This window comes from Bifidobacterium magnum, assembly GCF_000741255.1.
Classification (GTDB): domain Bacteria; phylum Actinomycetota; class Actinomycetes; order Actinomycetales; family Bifidobacteriaceae; genus Bifidobacterium; species Bifidobacterium magnum.
In genome coordinates this window covers 116,698-132,432 of sequence record NZ_JGZB01000002.1, presented here as the reverse complement: position 1 = coordinate 132,432, position 15,735 = coordinate 116,698, and the positions used below count along the sequence as shown (strand labels likewise).

The 15,735-nt window shown below is 60.4% G+C and carries 11 protein-coding genes and 1 tRNA gene; 2 read left to right on the top strand and 10 right to left on the bottom strand.

The window, feature by feature from the left end; all coding sequences use genetic code 11:
• The first annotated feature begins 173 nt into the window (after positions 1 to 173).
• Both BMAGN_RS01405 and BMAGN_RS01400 read left to right on the top strand, forming a co-directional pair.
• Positions 174 to 1,550: an alpha/beta hydrolase gene (locus BMAGN_RS01405; protein WP_022859642.1), complete on the top strand. Its 1,377-nt coding sequence runs from the start codon at positions 174 to 176 to the stop codon at positions 1,548 to 1,550.
• A complete protein-coding gene (locus BMAGN_RS01400; protein ID WP_238548732.1) occupies positions 1,547 to 4,183 on the top strand; it encodes a DUF2156 domain-containing protein in 2,637 nt (878 codons plus the stop codon). The genes BMAGN_RS01405 and BMAGN_RS01400 overlap by 4 nt, the downstream gene beginning before the upstream one ends.
• 3 nt (positions 4,184 to 4,186) lie before the next feature.
• Here the strand turns inward: BMAGN_RS01400 and purK are convergent, their stop codons facing one another.
• The 10 genes from purK to BMAGN_RS01350 all read right to left on the bottom strand — a co-directional run bounded on the left by purK (position 4,187) and on the right by BMAGN_RS01350 (position 15,693).
• On the bottom strand, positions 4,187 to 5,338 hold the full coding sequence (gene purK / locus BMAGN_RS01395; RefSeq protein ID WP_022859640.1) for a 5-(carboxyamino)imidazole ribonucleotide synthase: 1,152 nt from the start codon (positions 5,336 to 5,338) through the stop codon (positions 4,187 to 4,189).
• Positions 5,322 to 5,786: a 5-(carboxyamino)imidazole ribonucleotide mutase gene (gene purE / locus BMAGN_RS01390; RefSeq protein ID WP_033510781.1), complete on the bottom strand. Its 465-nt coding sequence runs from the start codon at positions 5,784 to 5,786 to the stop codon at positions 5,322 to 5,324. Before purE ends, purK begins: the two co-directional genes overlap by 17 nt.
• A 151-nt stretch (positions 5,787 to 5,937) precedes the next feature.
• A tRNA-Arg gene (locus BMAGN_RS01385) sits at positions 5,938 to 6,011 on the bottom strand.
• Positions 6,012 to 6,051: 40 nt separating this feature from the next.
• Positions 6,052 to 7,926, bottom strand: a complete 1,875-nt coding sequence (locus BMAGN_RS01380; protein WP_026501986.1) for a 1-deoxy-D-xylulose-5-phosphate synthase — start codon at positions 7,924 to 7,926, stop codon at positions 6,052 to 6,054.
• Positions 7,927 to 8,083: 157 nt separating this feature from the next.
• Positions 8,084 to 9,277 (bottom strand): SLC13 family permease, encoded by a 1,194-nt coding sequence (locus tag BMAGN_RS01375; protein ID WP_022859637.1) that lies wholly within the window; start codon positions 9,275 to 9,277, stop codon positions 8,084 to 8,086.
• Between the two features lie 182 nt (positions 9,278 to 9,459).
• On the bottom strand, positions 9,460 to 10,026 hold the full coding sequence (locus BMAGN_RS01370; protein WP_022859636.1) for a hypothetical protein: 567 nt from the start codon (positions 10,024 to 10,026) through the stop codon (positions 9,460 to 9,462).
• Between the two features lie 373 nt (positions 10,027 to 10,399).
• Positions 10,400 to 12,433 carry a DNA primase gene (dnaG, locus tag BMAGN_RS01365; RefSeq protein WP_022859635.1) on the bottom strand — a complete coding sequence of 678 codons (2,034 nt, stop codon included), beginning with the start codon at positions 12,431 to 12,433 and terminating at the stop codon, positions 10,400 to 10,402.
• Between the two features lie 16 nt (positions 12,434 to 12,449).
• Entirely contained in the window at positions 12,450 to 13,727 is a 1,278-nt protein-coding gene (locus tag BMAGN_RS01360; RefSeq protein WP_022859634.1) for a deoxyguanosinetriphosphate triphosphohydrolase, read from the bottom strand.
• Complete coding sequence (gene alr, locus BMAGN_RS01355; RefSeq protein WP_022859633.1) at positions 13,724 to 15,088, bottom strand: alanine racemase; 1,365 nt, start codon at positions 15,086 to 15,088, stop codon at positions 13,724 to 13,726. The genes BMAGN_RS01360 and alr overlap by 4 nt, the downstream gene beginning before the upstream one ends.
• Positions 15,089 to 15,162: 74 nt before the next feature.
• Complete coding sequence (locus BMAGN_RS01350; RefSeq protein WP_022859632.1) at positions 15,163 to 15,693, bottom strand: GNAT family N-acetyltransferase; 531 nt, start codon at positions 15,691 to 15,693, stop codon at positions 15,163 to 15,165.
• Positions 15,694 to 15,735: the final 42 nt, after the last annotated feature.

Here is a 15,735-nt window from a genome sequence, read left to right as displayed (position 1 = left end):
TGGGTCACCAAAGGCCGGTAAAAGGCCGACTTTTAGCGCGTTGACAAACGGATGTCCTACGATGGGCCATTCCCGTTACGATAAATAATAAGGACAATACTGCGTGTTCCGGCTTATATGGATTTCGCATATTGTGTCTGTGTCTGTGGTCTGTTGACCTTGAAAGAAGGAACATGTTGCTCGCCTCGTCGTTTGTGAACACCTTTATGGGTATTCACTTACTTAAAGGATGGTTCCCCGCCACCGTATGGTATGTCACCATTGTCGGCATCGGGCTGATCGCTATCGGACTGTTGTTGAGGCGTTCGTACAAGCCCGTGCTCGTGCAGTTGATCGTGGCGTCGATAAGCGCCGTGGCCGCGTTTTTCATTTCGTGGTTCTGCTCAAATTCGATGATTTTCGGCGCGGAATTGGGCTGGAAAGTCATTCATGCCGTTTCGTTCGCGTTCTTTATCATGGGCTGGACGTGGGCTGCGGTGTTCACGACGCGCGGTTGGAAACGCGCGGTTGCCATTGTGCTGATTCCCGTGACGTTGCTGGCCAGCGCGATTCATGTAGACTCGATTTATGGCGAGTACACGACAATCGGTTCCATTTTCAACTACTCTCCGTACCCGCTGTTCCATGACGGCGAGGTGTCCACGCAAACGGAAAGCCTTGTGCAGTGGAAACAACAGGCCGAGCTTGGAGAGAGCGAGCGTGTTCCCGACGAAGGCAAGACCATGCGCGTGAACATTCCCAATACTCGTTCGGGATTCAAGGCGCGCCAGGCAATGGTGTGGCTGCCGCCGGCCGCATTCGCCAAGCGTCCGCCGAAACTGCCCGTCATGGTGATGCTTGCCGGCCAGCCCGGAAGCCCGGGCCGCTATTTCGGAGCGAGCAACACGGTCAGCGTGCTTACGACGTACGCGCATGAGCACCATGGTTTGGCCCCGATTGTGGTGTCTCCCGACCAGAATGGCGCGGACGACCATAACAGCCTGTGTTCCAACACGATCAAGTACGGCAATGCGGAAACCTACCTGACGCAGGATGTGCCGGACTGGATCCGCCACAACCTGCCCGTAAGCGACAATCCGGACGACTGGGTGATCGGCGGCTTCTCCCAGGGCGGCACGTGCGCCACGTCATTGGCGCCGAATTATCCGGAATTGTTCGGCAATGTGCTCGCCGTGGACGGCGAATTGCAGCCGACTGATGGTACGGTGGCACAGATGGTGCGTGACGATTTCGCCGGCGACAAGTATGCGTATGACCGCATGGTGCCCACGATCGCGTTGCGCGAGAACGCCCCTTCTAACCAGACCATGGTGATCGCGGCGGGCAACCAGGACGCGTATTCCATGAACAACGTGAAGGTTATCGGCGCGGCCGCGTTCGAGGCGGGTTGGCACGTCGTGGAATTAGAGTCGTTGAACGCGGGTCACACGTGGAAGGCCGTGAACCAGGTGTTCGCCGCCGCAATGCCATGGTATTGCGAGCGCATGGGGCTCGGTTCCGTCAATAAAACTTGGGAAGACTACTCGGGAATTGAGGTGTTACGAGGTTGAGTGAGCAGGCAAGCAACGCTCCTACAGCGCAGGAACAGCAGGATAAGCAATCCCCTGCCAAACGCCCGGGACCACGCAAGCAGCCTTACAGGCGTGAGGCGGACCCCGCGTGGTCGAGGCTTATGGCCGATTTGCGCCAGTGGGCCCACGAACAGCGTTTCGCACTGTGGGTAGTGGCCGGTTTCATAGTCGTCAACCTGCTGTGGTGGATGTGGTTCGCCATCCAGCACGAGAAGCTTCCCTACGCGTCGCTCACCACGAATCTGGGCGACTTCGACTTCGCAAAACTGTTGCCGTCGCTTTTTTTGACACGCAGCCTGTTCCAACTGGTTGTTGAAGCCATTTTGATGCTTATCGTGCTGTGCCTGGCCGAGCCCATCATGGGAGGTGCCCGCACCACGCTTATCTGTGTGCTCAGCGCCGTGGGCGGCGTATTCGTGGGCCTGTTCGTATGCGCGGGCGCCAGCTGGCTGTTCGGCAGCTCTCCCGACGTATTCCACATCGGGTTCACGTTGAGCCCTGTGACGCTGGTGATCGGCGCACTTATGGCCGCCACGTGTTTCGCGCACCGCTTGTGGCGCCAGCGCATCCGCATTGTGGGCTATGCGGCCATCCTCGTGGTACTGCTCTATGGCGGCAATCCGGGCGACTATTGCACGCTGGCCGCAGCCATCATCGGCCAGATCATCGGCCGCGTGATCGCGGGCAAGCCCACACAAAGCGACCAGTGGCACTGGCAGCACGCGTCGTCCTATGAGGCGCGCCGCATTCTTGGAGCCATCGGCATTGTATTGGCATTGGGCCCGCTCGTGGCGTCCACGTCGCGCTCCCACGCCGGTCCGCTGACGTCCATGGCGCTGCTCATGTCCCCCGAATCCATGAACATGGGCAAGCTTGCCGAATGCATGCGCGGCATGACCGTCCACGGATGCTATGCGCAGTATGCGCTGGCGCGCGCGTCCATGCCCGGCGACATCCTGCGCTCCGTATTGCCCATTGTGGTGATGCTCATCATCGCGATAGGCCTGTATAAGGGACGCCGTTCGGCGGCATGGTTCAACATCGTGTTCTACGGACTGAACGCGCTGCTCACGTTGTGCTACTACGTGTTCGTACCGTTCAACACGCACTCCCAGCACATTCCGCTCACGGCCATCTGGACGTTCGCCGTCAACACGGCCGTGCCGGCCGTGTTCGCCATTCTTGTGGCCGCGAATCTGCGGTACTTCTCGATCCATACGAATGAGCGCAATTTGCGTTTGGGCACGGCGATCATCATTATCGCGTTCCTCGCCTGCTCGGCGTTCTACATGGCCGCCACGTGGTTCATGCGCGCCCAGTTCGACCCGGAGCCGACGTTTACGGCCATCCTTTCCGAATGGCCCAGCAGGTTCATTCCCGTCGGCTTCCTGACGCAGACGAAACTCGTGTTCGTGGCAACCACGCCGATGGCGGCGCTGCTGTACCAGGGCGTGGGCATCGTGTTCTGGATCGTGCTCGTCATTGTGGCGATCATCTGGCTGCACAGTTCGCTTGACCAGGACGCCAAGACGCGCGCCCATGCCGAGAAACTTGTGGAGCATGGAGGCGAATCCATGAGCTTCATGACCACGTGGGAAGGCAACGACTACTGGTTCTCCCCCACGGGACGTTCCGCTGTCGCCTACCATGAACTCAACGGTGTGGCGCTTACCACGACGGGCCCGTTCGGAGACCCGGACGAGTGGATGGCCGATCTCGACGATTTCTCCAGGTTCGCCAACGAACACGCCTGGTCGCCGTGCTTCTACGCGATTCACGAGCAGGCCAAGGACCATTTGGGCAAGCTCGGCTGGCATTCGCTGCTCGTGGGCGAAGAGATGGTCATCGACCCGCAGGCCTGGAAGACCACGGGCAAGAAATGGCAGGACATCCGTACTGCCATCAACAAGGCGAAGAAAACGGGCATCGTGGACTACATGGGAACCTATGAGGAGTTCCCCCACGAGATCCAGGAACAGTTCGTGGAAATTTCCGAACAGTGGAGCCAGGGCAAGGCGCTTCCGGAAATGAAGTTCACGCTTGGCGGCGTCGAGGAGCTTAAGGATCCGCGCGTGCAGGTCCTGTACGCGCTGGACGCCGACGGCGTGGTCCAGGGCGTGACGAGCTGGCTTCCCACGTGGCGTGATGGCCGCGTGATCGGTTGGACGCTTGATTTCATGCGTCACCGCACGGATTCGCCGAACGGCATTATGGAATTCCTGATCGCGCGTATGGCCCAGCGCATGCACGACCAGGGCGTGGAGGATCCGGACAACCAGATCGAGTTTGTGAGCTTGTCTGCGGCCCCATTGGCCGGACTCGATTCTTCGGCGGACGCCACAAGCGACGATTCGTCGAACATTTCGGGAACCGTCATGCTGCAGCATTCGCTGGCGCTGGTCGCCAACATGCTGGAGCCCGCGTACGGTTTCAAGTCGCTGTACAACTTCAAAAAGAAGTTCCAGCCCATCGCCAAGCCCGTGTATTTGAGCTACCCGGATCCGGCAAAGCTCGCGAATATCGGCATTGCGATTTTGCGCGCCTACCTGCCCAACCTTACGGCCAGGCAGGTGATCGGCATGCTGGGATCGTTCAAAGAAGACAAGAAGTGACGCCTAGTCGTCCCAGCATCCAGTAGCCTCCAACTCACCGATAGTGCGCTCGACATTATCGGTGAGTACTGTTATATGGCCCATTTTCCGGTTGGTGCGCCGTTCCTGCTTGCCGTAGTCGTGCACGTGCCAGTCGGGATGCTCTGCTGCCGCATGCCTGACACGGTCGACATGCTGGCCGAGCACATTGACCATGACGGCGTCCGACAACAGCCGCGGTTGCGGCATGGGCTGGCCCGTAACGCCTTGCACATGCAAAGCGAACTGGTCGAAATCGCAGGCCTCGATCGTGTAATGGCCCGAGTTGTGGGGCCGCGGTGCCAGTTCGTTGACGAGCACCTCGCCGTTTTCCAATACGAACAGTTCAATGGCGAGCGTTCCCGCGAGCGCGAATCCGCGTGCCAGTGTGAGCGCCAGATCGCGCGCGGCCTCGGCGATGCGCGCGTCCACATCGCTCGTGGCCACGGTCATGTGCAAAATGTTGTGGCGGTGGATGTTGCGCACCACGGGGAAGGTCACATAGTCGCTGCCGTTGCCGCTGACGAGAATCGACGCCTCGTACGCGAAATCCACGAACCCTTCAAGCACGCATTCGGGAAACTCCGCATCCTGCCAAACGCGTTCCATGTCTTCGGGAGTCCGCAACACGATCTGCCCATGGCCGTCGTAGCCGCCTTGCGCCGTTTTCAATACGGCCGGGTATCCCAGCTCGCCCAATGCCGTGGCCAACTCCGCACGATTGTGCACGGGACGCCAAGGCGCGGTGGCGATGCCATGGTTGTTGATGAACGTTTTCTCGGCGATGCGGTGTTGCGTGACGCGCAACAGGTCGGTGCCCTGCGGAATGGCGACGCGGGCGCGCACGGCGTCCAAGGTGTCGGCGTCGACGTTTTCAAACTCGTAGGTGAGCACGTCGTTGTGGTCCGCGAGCCGCGCGATCGCGTCGGCGTCGGCGTATTCGGCCACGATCTGGCGGTCCGCCACTTGGGCCGCGGAACATGGGGAGCCCGGATCGAGCACTTCAATACCAAAACCTTGGTAGCGTGCGGCGATGGCCATCATCTGTCCCAGCTGGCCGCCCCCTACAATGCCGATGCTTGCTCCGGCCTGCAATGTGGTGGCGGCGCCATTCGTTTCCTCAGACAAGCTCGGCATTCGATTGCTCCACCTTCTGCTTCAACGTTTCACGATAGTCTTCCAGCGCCTGAGCCAGGGATTCGTCGGTGATGCTCAGCATGCTTACGGCGAGGAGTCCGGCGTTGGTGGCGCCGGACTTGCCGATGGCTGTGGTGGCCACGGGAATGCCGCCCGGCATTTGCACAATGGACAGCAAGGAGTCGAGGCCGTTGAGCGCATGGGACTGTACGGGTACGCCGATCACGGGAAGCGTGGTTTGCGCGGCGACCATGCCGGGCAGGTGCGCCGCTCCCCCGGCGCCCGCAATGATGACCTTGAGTCCGCGTTCACGCGCGGTATGCGCGAATACGGCCATGAATTCCGGGGTGCGGTGTGCGGAGACCACACGTTTCATGTAGGGTACGTGGAACTGGTCGAGAATGTCGCACGCATGTTTCATGGTGTCCCAATCGCTTGTGGACCCCATAATGACAGCCACAGGCGGGCAGGACTGGGTGGTGGGAACGACGTTCGTCACGGAATGCTCCTCAAGATGGACAACTCATTACGAGCATTAGACTACGGGAACGGCGCCATGGCGCGGCGCAAACGTCCATCATGAAGAACGGGAAAAATTGTGCCCCCAGCCGGACTCGAACCGGCAACCGACGGATTAGAAGGCCGCTACTCTATCCAATTGAGCTATGGAGGCTTACCGAGTCCCCAGTATGGCACTGGGGACGGATTTTCATTTATGCACGCGTTTCCCCGGATAGGTAGCAGCAGATGGCGTTGACAATGTCCTGCGTGGTCATGTGGTTGTCCTTGCGCTGCTCGTCTACTGGCACGCGGTCGGTAAACGCCTTGGCCAAACCGAAATTGAGCACATGCATTGGCATTCCCGGCAGTTCGTTCTGGTAGAACGCCGTGATTTTCTCGCCCCAGCCGCCTTCCAGCTGCCCGTCTTCCAACGTTACAACCAGTGAATGGTTTTGGATCAGCGCCCGCAATGTCGATTCGTCGAGCGAAGAGAATTGCAGCGGATTGATCCAGCTGGCGTGGATGGGCTCGTCGAGTTCGGCGAGCGCGTCCACCACTTCACCGGCCCACACATGCGCGTCTCCCAAACCGATAAGCGCGACTTGCGATCCATGCTGGCGCGTCACATAGCGGCTCCACGGCTGTCCGTGCCCTTCGATGCGCGCATGCAGCGCGGCCTGCACGTTTACTGGGGTCTCATCCAGGCCGCCACGGTCGGCTTGCAGCACGGCGTTTCCTGGGACGCGGATGACCACGGGCTTGGTGTTCTCAAGGCTCGTGGACCAGTCGACCATGTCGAGCAGCATGCTGGCGCTCGTCGGAGCCAAACAGGTGAGCCCCGGAATGTTGCCGAACATGGCGATGTCGAATGCGCCCGAATGCGTGTTGTCGGCGCCCGTCATGCCGCCGCCGAACGACAATAGCGTCACGGGCTGGCCGTTGAGCGACACTTCCTGTTGCAACTGGTCGAAAGTGCGCTGGAAGAATGTGGCGCTGGTGGCCACCACGGGACGGCATCCCGCCTTGGCCAGTCCCGAGGCGTAAGAGACCGCGTGTTCTTCGGTGATGCCCGTGTCCACGTAATGCGATCCGGCGGCCTTGCGGAACTCGGGCACAATGCCGTTCGAGCCCGGCGTGGCCGGGGAAATCACCACGACGTTGGGTTCCCCCACGAGCCTGGCGCGAATATGGTCCATGACTTTTTGACCATAGTATTTGCGCGCACCCAACGGTTTGCCTTCGTCGCGCAGCGGATCCTGCCAGTGGTTGCGTTCGCAATGGCCTTCGCGGACGCCATGTTCGGCGTCTTGCGCGTCCATGCCAAGGCCCTTCGTGGTGTGGATGTGCACCACAATCGGCTGTTCGCTGTTTTTGACGTCCTGGAATGCCTTGACGAGCGCGTTCACGTCGTTGCCGCCTTCCACATAGCGGTAGTCGAGTCCGAACGCTTCGAACAGGTTGGGCTGGTAGGAACCGCCCGATTCGCGCATCTTGGCGAGCGTGCCATACATGCCGCCATGGTTTTCCGCAATCGACATTTCATTGTCGTTGAGCACAATGATGAGATTGCCCTGCTGGCAACCGGCGTTGTTCAGGCCTTCGAACGCGACGGCCGAGCTGAGCGCGCCGTCGCCGATAATCGCCACCACATTGTTCACGTCGGTCGTCTGGCCGTGTTCATGCGCCAGGTTGCGCGCCTGCGCCATGCCGCACGCCAACGAGATTGCCGTGCCCGTGTGTCCAAGCACAAACTGGTCGTGCTCGCTTTCCGCGGGGTTCGTAAAGCCCGTGACAGTACCGAACTGTTCCGCCTTGGTGAACGCGTCGGCGCGGCCCGTCAGCATTTTATGCGCATACGCCTGATGCGACACGTCAAAAATGATTTTGTCCTGCGGAGAGTCGAACACGTAGTGCAACGCGACACTCGCCTCCACCAGGCCCAGATTCGATCCGATATGGCCACCGTGTTCCTTGCCGAACGCCACAAACGCCGTCCGGATCTCCTTGCACAGTTCCACCAATTCCTGCGGTGTGAGATGTTTGACATCCTGCGGGCCCGAAATCTTGTCCAGCAGATCAGTCCTCATCATTTCCCCCTCGGCTTGCTTCATGTCGTTTCGATATTAGCCAGCGCCACAACCAAACCAGCGCGGCATCACTGAACGCATACAAAACGCGGCGATACACGCCTGTATCGCCGCGCACTCACATATCGGAAATATTCAACGCATCATACGGAACGCACTACTCGATAATGTAGCTCAATCCCATCAGAATAATCAGGAAACTGAAATTCGCGGCGCTGTAGACGGCCAGATAACGGCCTTTCTTGGTTGGGTATTCCTTGGTGACGCACTTGTACGTGATCAGCGACGCCATCGACGCGATGATCGTACCCATGCCGCCCAAGTTCGTACCGATAATCAGCGGCACCCACTTGTCGCAGAATCCGGACAGCAGCAGCGTGGTCGGCACGTTCGAAATGACCTGGCTGAACACGACGGCGACTTCCAGCGGATGCTGGCCCACGAACGCCTGGGCGAGCTCGTCGAACTGCGGGACGCGACGCATGTTGCCAATGAAAATGAAGAACATGATGAACGTGATCGGCAACGCCCAGTCGGTATGGCGGAAGACTCCCGGATCGATCAGGATCACGGCCAATACCACCACTACGCACATGACCCACAGCGGCAAGAGGTCGGATACGGTGAGAATACACAGGATGAACAGCGCCACGTACGCCGCGATATGCCAGTTGCGGCGATGCTTGCCATAACCGTCCACAATGATCTGGTCGGGCTGGGCGCCTTCGGGATTCGGCGCGAGCAGACCGCGCTCGATGCCCGAGGAATCCTTGTCCTTGAACTCGGTGACGGGCTGGGATCCGAAGCACACGCAGCACATGATCACGAGCATGACAAGCGCAAGACCCGAGTACGGCGCCATGATCTCGAGGAACCGTCCCGTGGACAGGCCTGTAAGCGCCTTGAGGTACAGGTTGTGCGCGTTGCCGATAGGCGTGAGCATGCTGCCCACGTTCGCGGCGATCGTCATGAGCACGCACATCATGACGGACTTGTCTTCCAGTTTGGCCATTTTCAGCACGGCCACGCCGAACGGCACGAAAGTGACGAGCGCCACGTCGTTCGTGATGAACATGGCGGAAATGAACGGAAGGGCGACCAACGTGATGGCGAGGCCGCGCGCCGTGTTGACACGGTGCAACAGCGCGGAACCGATGACGCGGAATACGCCGAGTCGTTGCAGACCGCACACCACCAGCATCAAGCAAACCAGCTGGGCGATGGTGCTGACATGCACGTAGCCCCAATAATCATTATCGGGATGCACAATGAAGCAGGAGATGAGAGCCAGGATCGTGGCAACGACGAGAATGGTTTCGCTCCTGAGGATCGTGAGCAACCTACGTCGCATTCGTCTCCTCCGTGAACAGACTGCAAATACTGTCCCATCCTACATGGAATTGCGCCATTCATGACACTTCGGCGTGCTGAATTTCCGACCAAAAATTGAAAAAGTCGGTAAAAAGGGCACGATGATGCGCCTTAATTACCGACAAATCTCTATAGACACGCCGAACCGTTCGCAGGCAGAGATTATTCGTCCTTCTCCAACATGAATCCCGCCGCGGCTTCCGTGGCGCCCGTGGGCACGAAACGCACCGAGACTTGTTCGCCGTCGCGCTGCACGTCCATATCGATGTCGAGGTTCGAGACCATGTCGGGCGCGCACGCAATATTGTGCTTGTCGGTCTGTTCCTTGTTCATCGTCATTTTGATCGTGAACGATCCCGTGCCGTCACAATAGGTGTGCAATGTGTACTGGCCATGCTCCAGCGGACTGAGCACCATCATGTCGCTGCTCAAGGAGGCGTGCCGGTTGCCGCCCGCATCCTCGGTGGGCTGGGCCCACCATGAAATCTTGGCGAGCATCTCGTGCGATGACGACAGACTCAAGCGGTGCGGCTTGTCGTCTTCCTCGAAGCCCAGATGTCTGTTCACCTGGTTCATCCAGACCATGGTGTCGGGAGTAGATGGCACGGTGTCGGCCGTGTTGACGCGTACTTTGTCCTGTACCGAGGCGTCGGACGTGATGATCGAAGTGATGTCGGCGATGCCGCCCGTATGCGAACACTCGCTTACGCCCAGGAGCATGGCAAACATAGCTACACCGCTCGCCAATTTTGCAACTGCTCTATACATGGTTCTTTACTTCCGCTTCTTCTGATTCGCTCGCACATCATTGTGTACCCAAATCCACAATGGTCCAGGGACAGATTCCCGGCTATCCCCTTCTCGCGGCAGTCTCTTTGCTACCACGATGTGCGCATGCGGCGGCCCGTCCATCACGGATCACGCCCATCGCATGAGCAAACTCCTGTATATTATACGGAGTTTTTACGAATACTGTAGTAGCAGAACACGCCCCACATCATGACAAAAACGGCAATATAAAGCCATAATATGAACATTTGTCATACGACGGGGGTGCCCATTGTCGGGCATATATCACACATCGCCTTGCCCTAATTGCACATTACCGGGCGCGCAGTTGCGCACGCTCCTGTTCTAATTGGACAAGCGAACGCAACATGGCTATTTTTTCCGGACCTTCGGGCATATGGTCCATCTGCATTTGCATGGCGGCAATGCGGCGCATATACCCCAGATCCAGCAGCTTTTTCGCCAGATCATCCACGGCGGTGCGCTGGGACTCGCTCGGATGGTCGGCGTCGGGCCGGCCGGTTTCTCCGCGCGAGCCGAAACGCTCATGGGAGGCGACAGGCACGTCCATCACGCTCAGCTCGTCGATCACGGGCATGATCACGGGTCCCGCCACCTCGCGCACATGGGCGTTCCACGCCTGCGCGGGCTGGCCGTTGGGCAGGCCGCCGGCCACCACCAGCGCCTGGAACACGCCGCGGAACGCCGGAACCATGAACGAGTCGACGGTAAGCGCGCCGAACAGTTCCGGTTCCAACGCGTATGGCGCCTGCAACACAAGCGCCATGAACTGCTGCTCGGTCATGAACACGGTGTCGTCCACGGCGAAGTACTGCTGGCGGCGTGCGTTGCGCCTGGCCGTATCCAGACGTTCCACACGCTGCTGCGAGGGCGAGACCTGCTCGTAGCGCGAATTGGAACGGTAGCTCTGGGGTTGCGCATAGGCGTCCTCGTCGCGCACATGCTGGCGCGATCGCTCCGCGTTCGCCTCCTTGCGCATGACGTCCACTTCCACGCCAATCATCCCGGCCATTTTGCGCACATACATGTCGTACATCGAGCGGTCGCGGATCTGGGCCAGAATCGGCGCCACGGCTTTCATGGCGCCCACCTGTCCCGTGGTGTACTGCAAATCGAAGTGGCTGACGAGCTCGCGCATCACAAAATCGTAGAGCGGAGAGGCATGGTCGATGAGCGAGCGCACGGCCTCGTCGCCATGGTAAATGCGCAGGTCGCACGGGTCGAGATTGTCCCTTGCCACGGCCACGAACGTCTGCGCTTGGAACGAGGTGTCCAGGCCGAACGCGCGCAAGGCGCCCTTGCGTCCCGCGGCGTCGCCGTCGAAGGTGAACACTACGCGCGAGCTCGCCGTCTGGCCTTCCACTTTTTGCGGGCCCACGAGCTGGATGCCGCTGATCTTGTCGTCGCTGATCAGGCGGCGGATGATGTTGGCGTGTTCCTTGCCGAACGCCGTGCCGCAGGTGGCCACGGCCGTGTCGATGCCGGCTAGGTGCATGGCCATCACGTCCGTATAGCCTTCGACGATTACGGCTTGGCGTTTCTTTTGAATGCTGTTTTTGGCCAGGTCAAGCCCGTAGAGCACCTGGCTTTTGCGGTACAGGGCCGTGTCGGGCGTGTTCAGGTATTTGCCGGCGTTGTCGTCGTCAAACAGTTTGCGGGCGCCGAATCCCAGCGTGTTGCCGGCCGTGTCGCGGATCGGCCAAGTGGCCCGGCCGCGGAAATAGTCGTATACGGTGCCGTTGTTGCCACGGCGCGCAAGGCCCGCGTCCATCATTTCCTGCTGCGTGAAGCCTTTTTCCGAAAGGTGGCGTACGAGGTTGTCCCAGCCTTTGGGCGCATATCCGCAGCCGAAATGCATGGCGTCGTTCCAAGAGAAGTTGCGTCCGTCGAGCATTTTGTGGGCGACCACGGCTTCCGGGTTGTGGGCGATCTGGTCGACGAAGAACCGTTGCGCTTCCTCGTTGGCGGCAAGCAGGCGCTGGCGCGTGGAGCGTTCCTCGCGCGGCTTGCCCGTACCCGAATGCTCATAATGCAGTTCAATATGGTATTGGTCGGCAAGCAATTCCACGGCGCCACGGAAATCCACGCCGTCACGCTGCTCTATGTATTTGAAGGTGTCGCCGCCCGCGCCGCACGCAAAGCAGTGCCACAATCCCATTTGCGGATTGACGCTCATGCTGGGCGACTTGTCGTCATGAAACGGGCACAATCCCATGAACCTGCCGCCGCCGGCCGATTTGAGTTGCACGTCGGCGGACACAATCTCATAAAGGTCCGCCGTTTGCCTGACCTTGTCTACATCTTCCTGCGTAATCTTCCCTGCCATAAGCAATCAGCATACCTCAGGAGCATACGAGCGCGTGAAGGCCTACCGCGGATGCGTCGGTCAAGCTGGCCACCTGGTCGATGGCCACACGCAGGCATTCGTCGCGCGTGGACGCCTCGTTCCAGTCCCCGAGGAATACGGGTTCCAGCACGGGCGACGGCTTTGGATAATGCGCCATCATCACGTCCACAAGGTCTTCCACAATACGCAGCTCCTCATAATGCATGGGCTTGCGCTGGCGGGGAGCCATCACGAAATGCACGGCGATGCCCTTGAGCGCCACAATTTCGTAACGCGTGAGCTCGGGAACCACAATATCGGCGTCATAGCGCGCCAACGGACCCGGACCGTAGGTTTCACGCATGCTGGCCTCCACGGATCCCGCGAACCGGCCGATCAGGAAGCTCGTAATGTTTTTCAGATGCGCAAGCGCGCGGCGCGAACCGTCGAATTCCTTGGGGAATACGCCCAGGCGCGTCAAACGCGCGAAAGTTTTGACGAGCAGGTCCGCGTCCCACTGCATTCCGTACCATGCGCGGATATCTTGCACAATGGCGTCGATCACCGAGGCCGACCGCAGCACGGCCGGGTCGCAAGCCCCGATGGCGATGGCGTCTTCCACGTCGTGCACACTGTAGGCGATGTCGTCGGAAAGGTCCATGATCTGGCATTCGAGCGGCGTGCAGCCGGCGGGAGCCCCGCGTTTGAGCCATTGGAACACGGGTTCGTCGTCCGGATACACGCAGAATTTACGGCCTTTGCCGAGCAGCTGTCCTTGTGCGAGCGTCCACGGGTATTTGACGGCGGCATCCAGCGAGGCGCGCGTGAGGTTCAGTCCCGCGCTGGCCCCGTCGGGGAACATGACTTTGGGTTCGAGGCGCGTCAGGATGCGCAAGGTTTGCGCGTTGCCCTCGAATCCGCCGATGGATGCGGCGATCCGCGCAAGCGCGCTTTCGCCGTTGTGGCCGAAGGGCGGGTGCCCCAAGTCGTGGGCCAGGCATGCCGTGTCCACCACATCGGGATCACAGCCTAGCATTTGCGCGATTTGGCGGCCGATTTGCGCCACTTCCAGCGAATGCGTGAGCCTTGTGCGCACAAAATCGTCGCTGCCGGCCACCAGCACCTGCGTTTTGGTGCCGAGTCTGCGCAACGCCGAGGAATGGATGAGTCGCGCGCGGTCGCGTTCAAATTCCGTACGCCTTACGGATTTGGGCGGCTCGGGGGCCCAGCGTTCAAGATCGCCGGGCCCGTAGCCTTCATAGCGGTCGATCGCGTCGCCGCGCGCGCCGATCACAGCAGCGAGCTTTCGTCCATAAGCGCCAAATCGGATTCGTCCAGCACTTCGCGCGCATGCTCATACAGGCGCGGCACCCTGTTGCGCAAGCATGTGAAAATCTCGTAGCTGATCGTGTCGGCGGCCGCGGCCCAGTCGTCGGCCGTCGGCTCGCCAAAGTCGGCGCCGCGGCCCGGTCCGAACAATTCCACGGTGTCGCCGATATGCACGCCAAGCTGTTCGGCGTCGCCATGCAAGTCGATGATGAACTGGTCCATGCACACGCGGCCCGAGACGCGCATGATGCGCGGGCCGTCCTTCGTCATGACGCGCAACGGCGCGCCCAGCCTTGTGGTGTGCTTGGATCCCGTTTCATTGAATCCCGAGGCGGAACGGTGGATGCCGTCGGCATAGCCCACGGGAATGATGGCCGCGGAAGTTTCTTCGTCCGTCACGTACACGCGCCCGTAGCTCAGGCCATGGCCCGCGCTTACGGTTTTGACCGAGCTGATCTGCGCCTGCAGCGTCATGGCCGGCGTAAGTTCGAAATCCTGTGGTGTGCCCATCGCGGGGTCGGCTTCGTAGCCGTACAAGCCCACGCCCGGGCGCACGAGGTCGTAATGGATATTCGGACGCGTCAGGGTGGCGGCCGTATTGGCCAGATGACGGATCTGCGGCGCGATGCCCGCGTCCTTCATACGGCGCGTGAACTCTTCAAACACCGCGATCTGGCGGTCGGTTTCCTCCACGAAATCCGGAACGTCGGGGGCGTCGGCCACGGCCAGGTGGCTCCACTGCCCCACGATTTCAATACTGCCCTCGTCGGCGGCGGCCTTTAGGGCGGCCGCGGCCTCGTCGAATTGCGCCAACGTGAAGCCGTTGCGGCCGAATCCCGTGTCCACCTTCACGTGGAGGCGCGCCTTGAGTCCCGTCTGGCGCGCGGCGGCCACAATATGTTCGAGCGCGGTGAGCGTGCCGACGGACACGTCGATGTGTTCCTTGATGAGTTCGTCGTACGCGACCATCAGCGGGTTGTTGACCCATGTGAGGATATGCGCGCGGTCTTCGCCAATGCCCGCGCGACGCAGCAATAGCGCCTCGCGCGCCTGCGCGGTGCCGAGCCAGGTGGCGCCGCCCGCGAGCGCCGCGAGCGCCGTGGGGATAAGGCCATGTCCGTAGGCGTCGGCCTTGACCACGCCCATCACGGCGGTATGTGGAGAGTTAGGGTCGGCGTTCACCACTTGCACGAGATGGCGCATGTTGTCGCGCAATACGCGCATGTCCACGATGGCCTGCGCCGGATATTCACGCAGCGCATGCTGGTAGTTCGCCTCCCCTTGCTTGTTCGAAAAGTCCCATTGTGTAAGCGCACTAGCAGTCATGTGTTCCATTGTTGTCTTTCGCGGCGACGAACCGCGCGTTTCCTCCTGAACTTAGCGATTGGGCGAATTGCGGCTTACCATGCGTGGCGCTGGTAGGCGATGCGCGTGGTGTCGACGGGCCGGTCCACAACCTGGATGAGGCCGCAGCGCGCAAATCCGCATCCTTCCAGCACATGTTGCATGGCTTTGTTGTTGGGGTGCGTGTCCGCGCGCACGTTGCCGTAGTGTTGCACGGCCCAGTTGATGCAGTCGCGCGCCGCGTGGCGCACGAGCCCCGCGGAGGCGATGCGGTGGATCGTCACGTACGGGTCGTTGTCGAGCCACGCGCCCTCGATATGTCCGTAAGCGGGGTCGACTCCGGGGCACAGCGCGAACTGTGCGAGAATGCGTTCGCTCCCCTGTTCCCCGAGGTGGTCCGTCAGCAGTATGGTCCGCTGGTTGGCGATGTCGTCGCGGACCACTTCGGGTTTGGGAAATTGCGTGCCCCATTGCGTGGGGTTGCCGTTGCGTGCCATGAGGGCGCGGGCCTGTTCATAGATGCGTTCCATATGCGGGAGATCTTGCATGGTGGCGTGGCGGAACCGCCGTGGCTCATGGTCCTTCATTCGCTCTCCTTTATATATGACGCGAGCATCCGTTCGTTAACC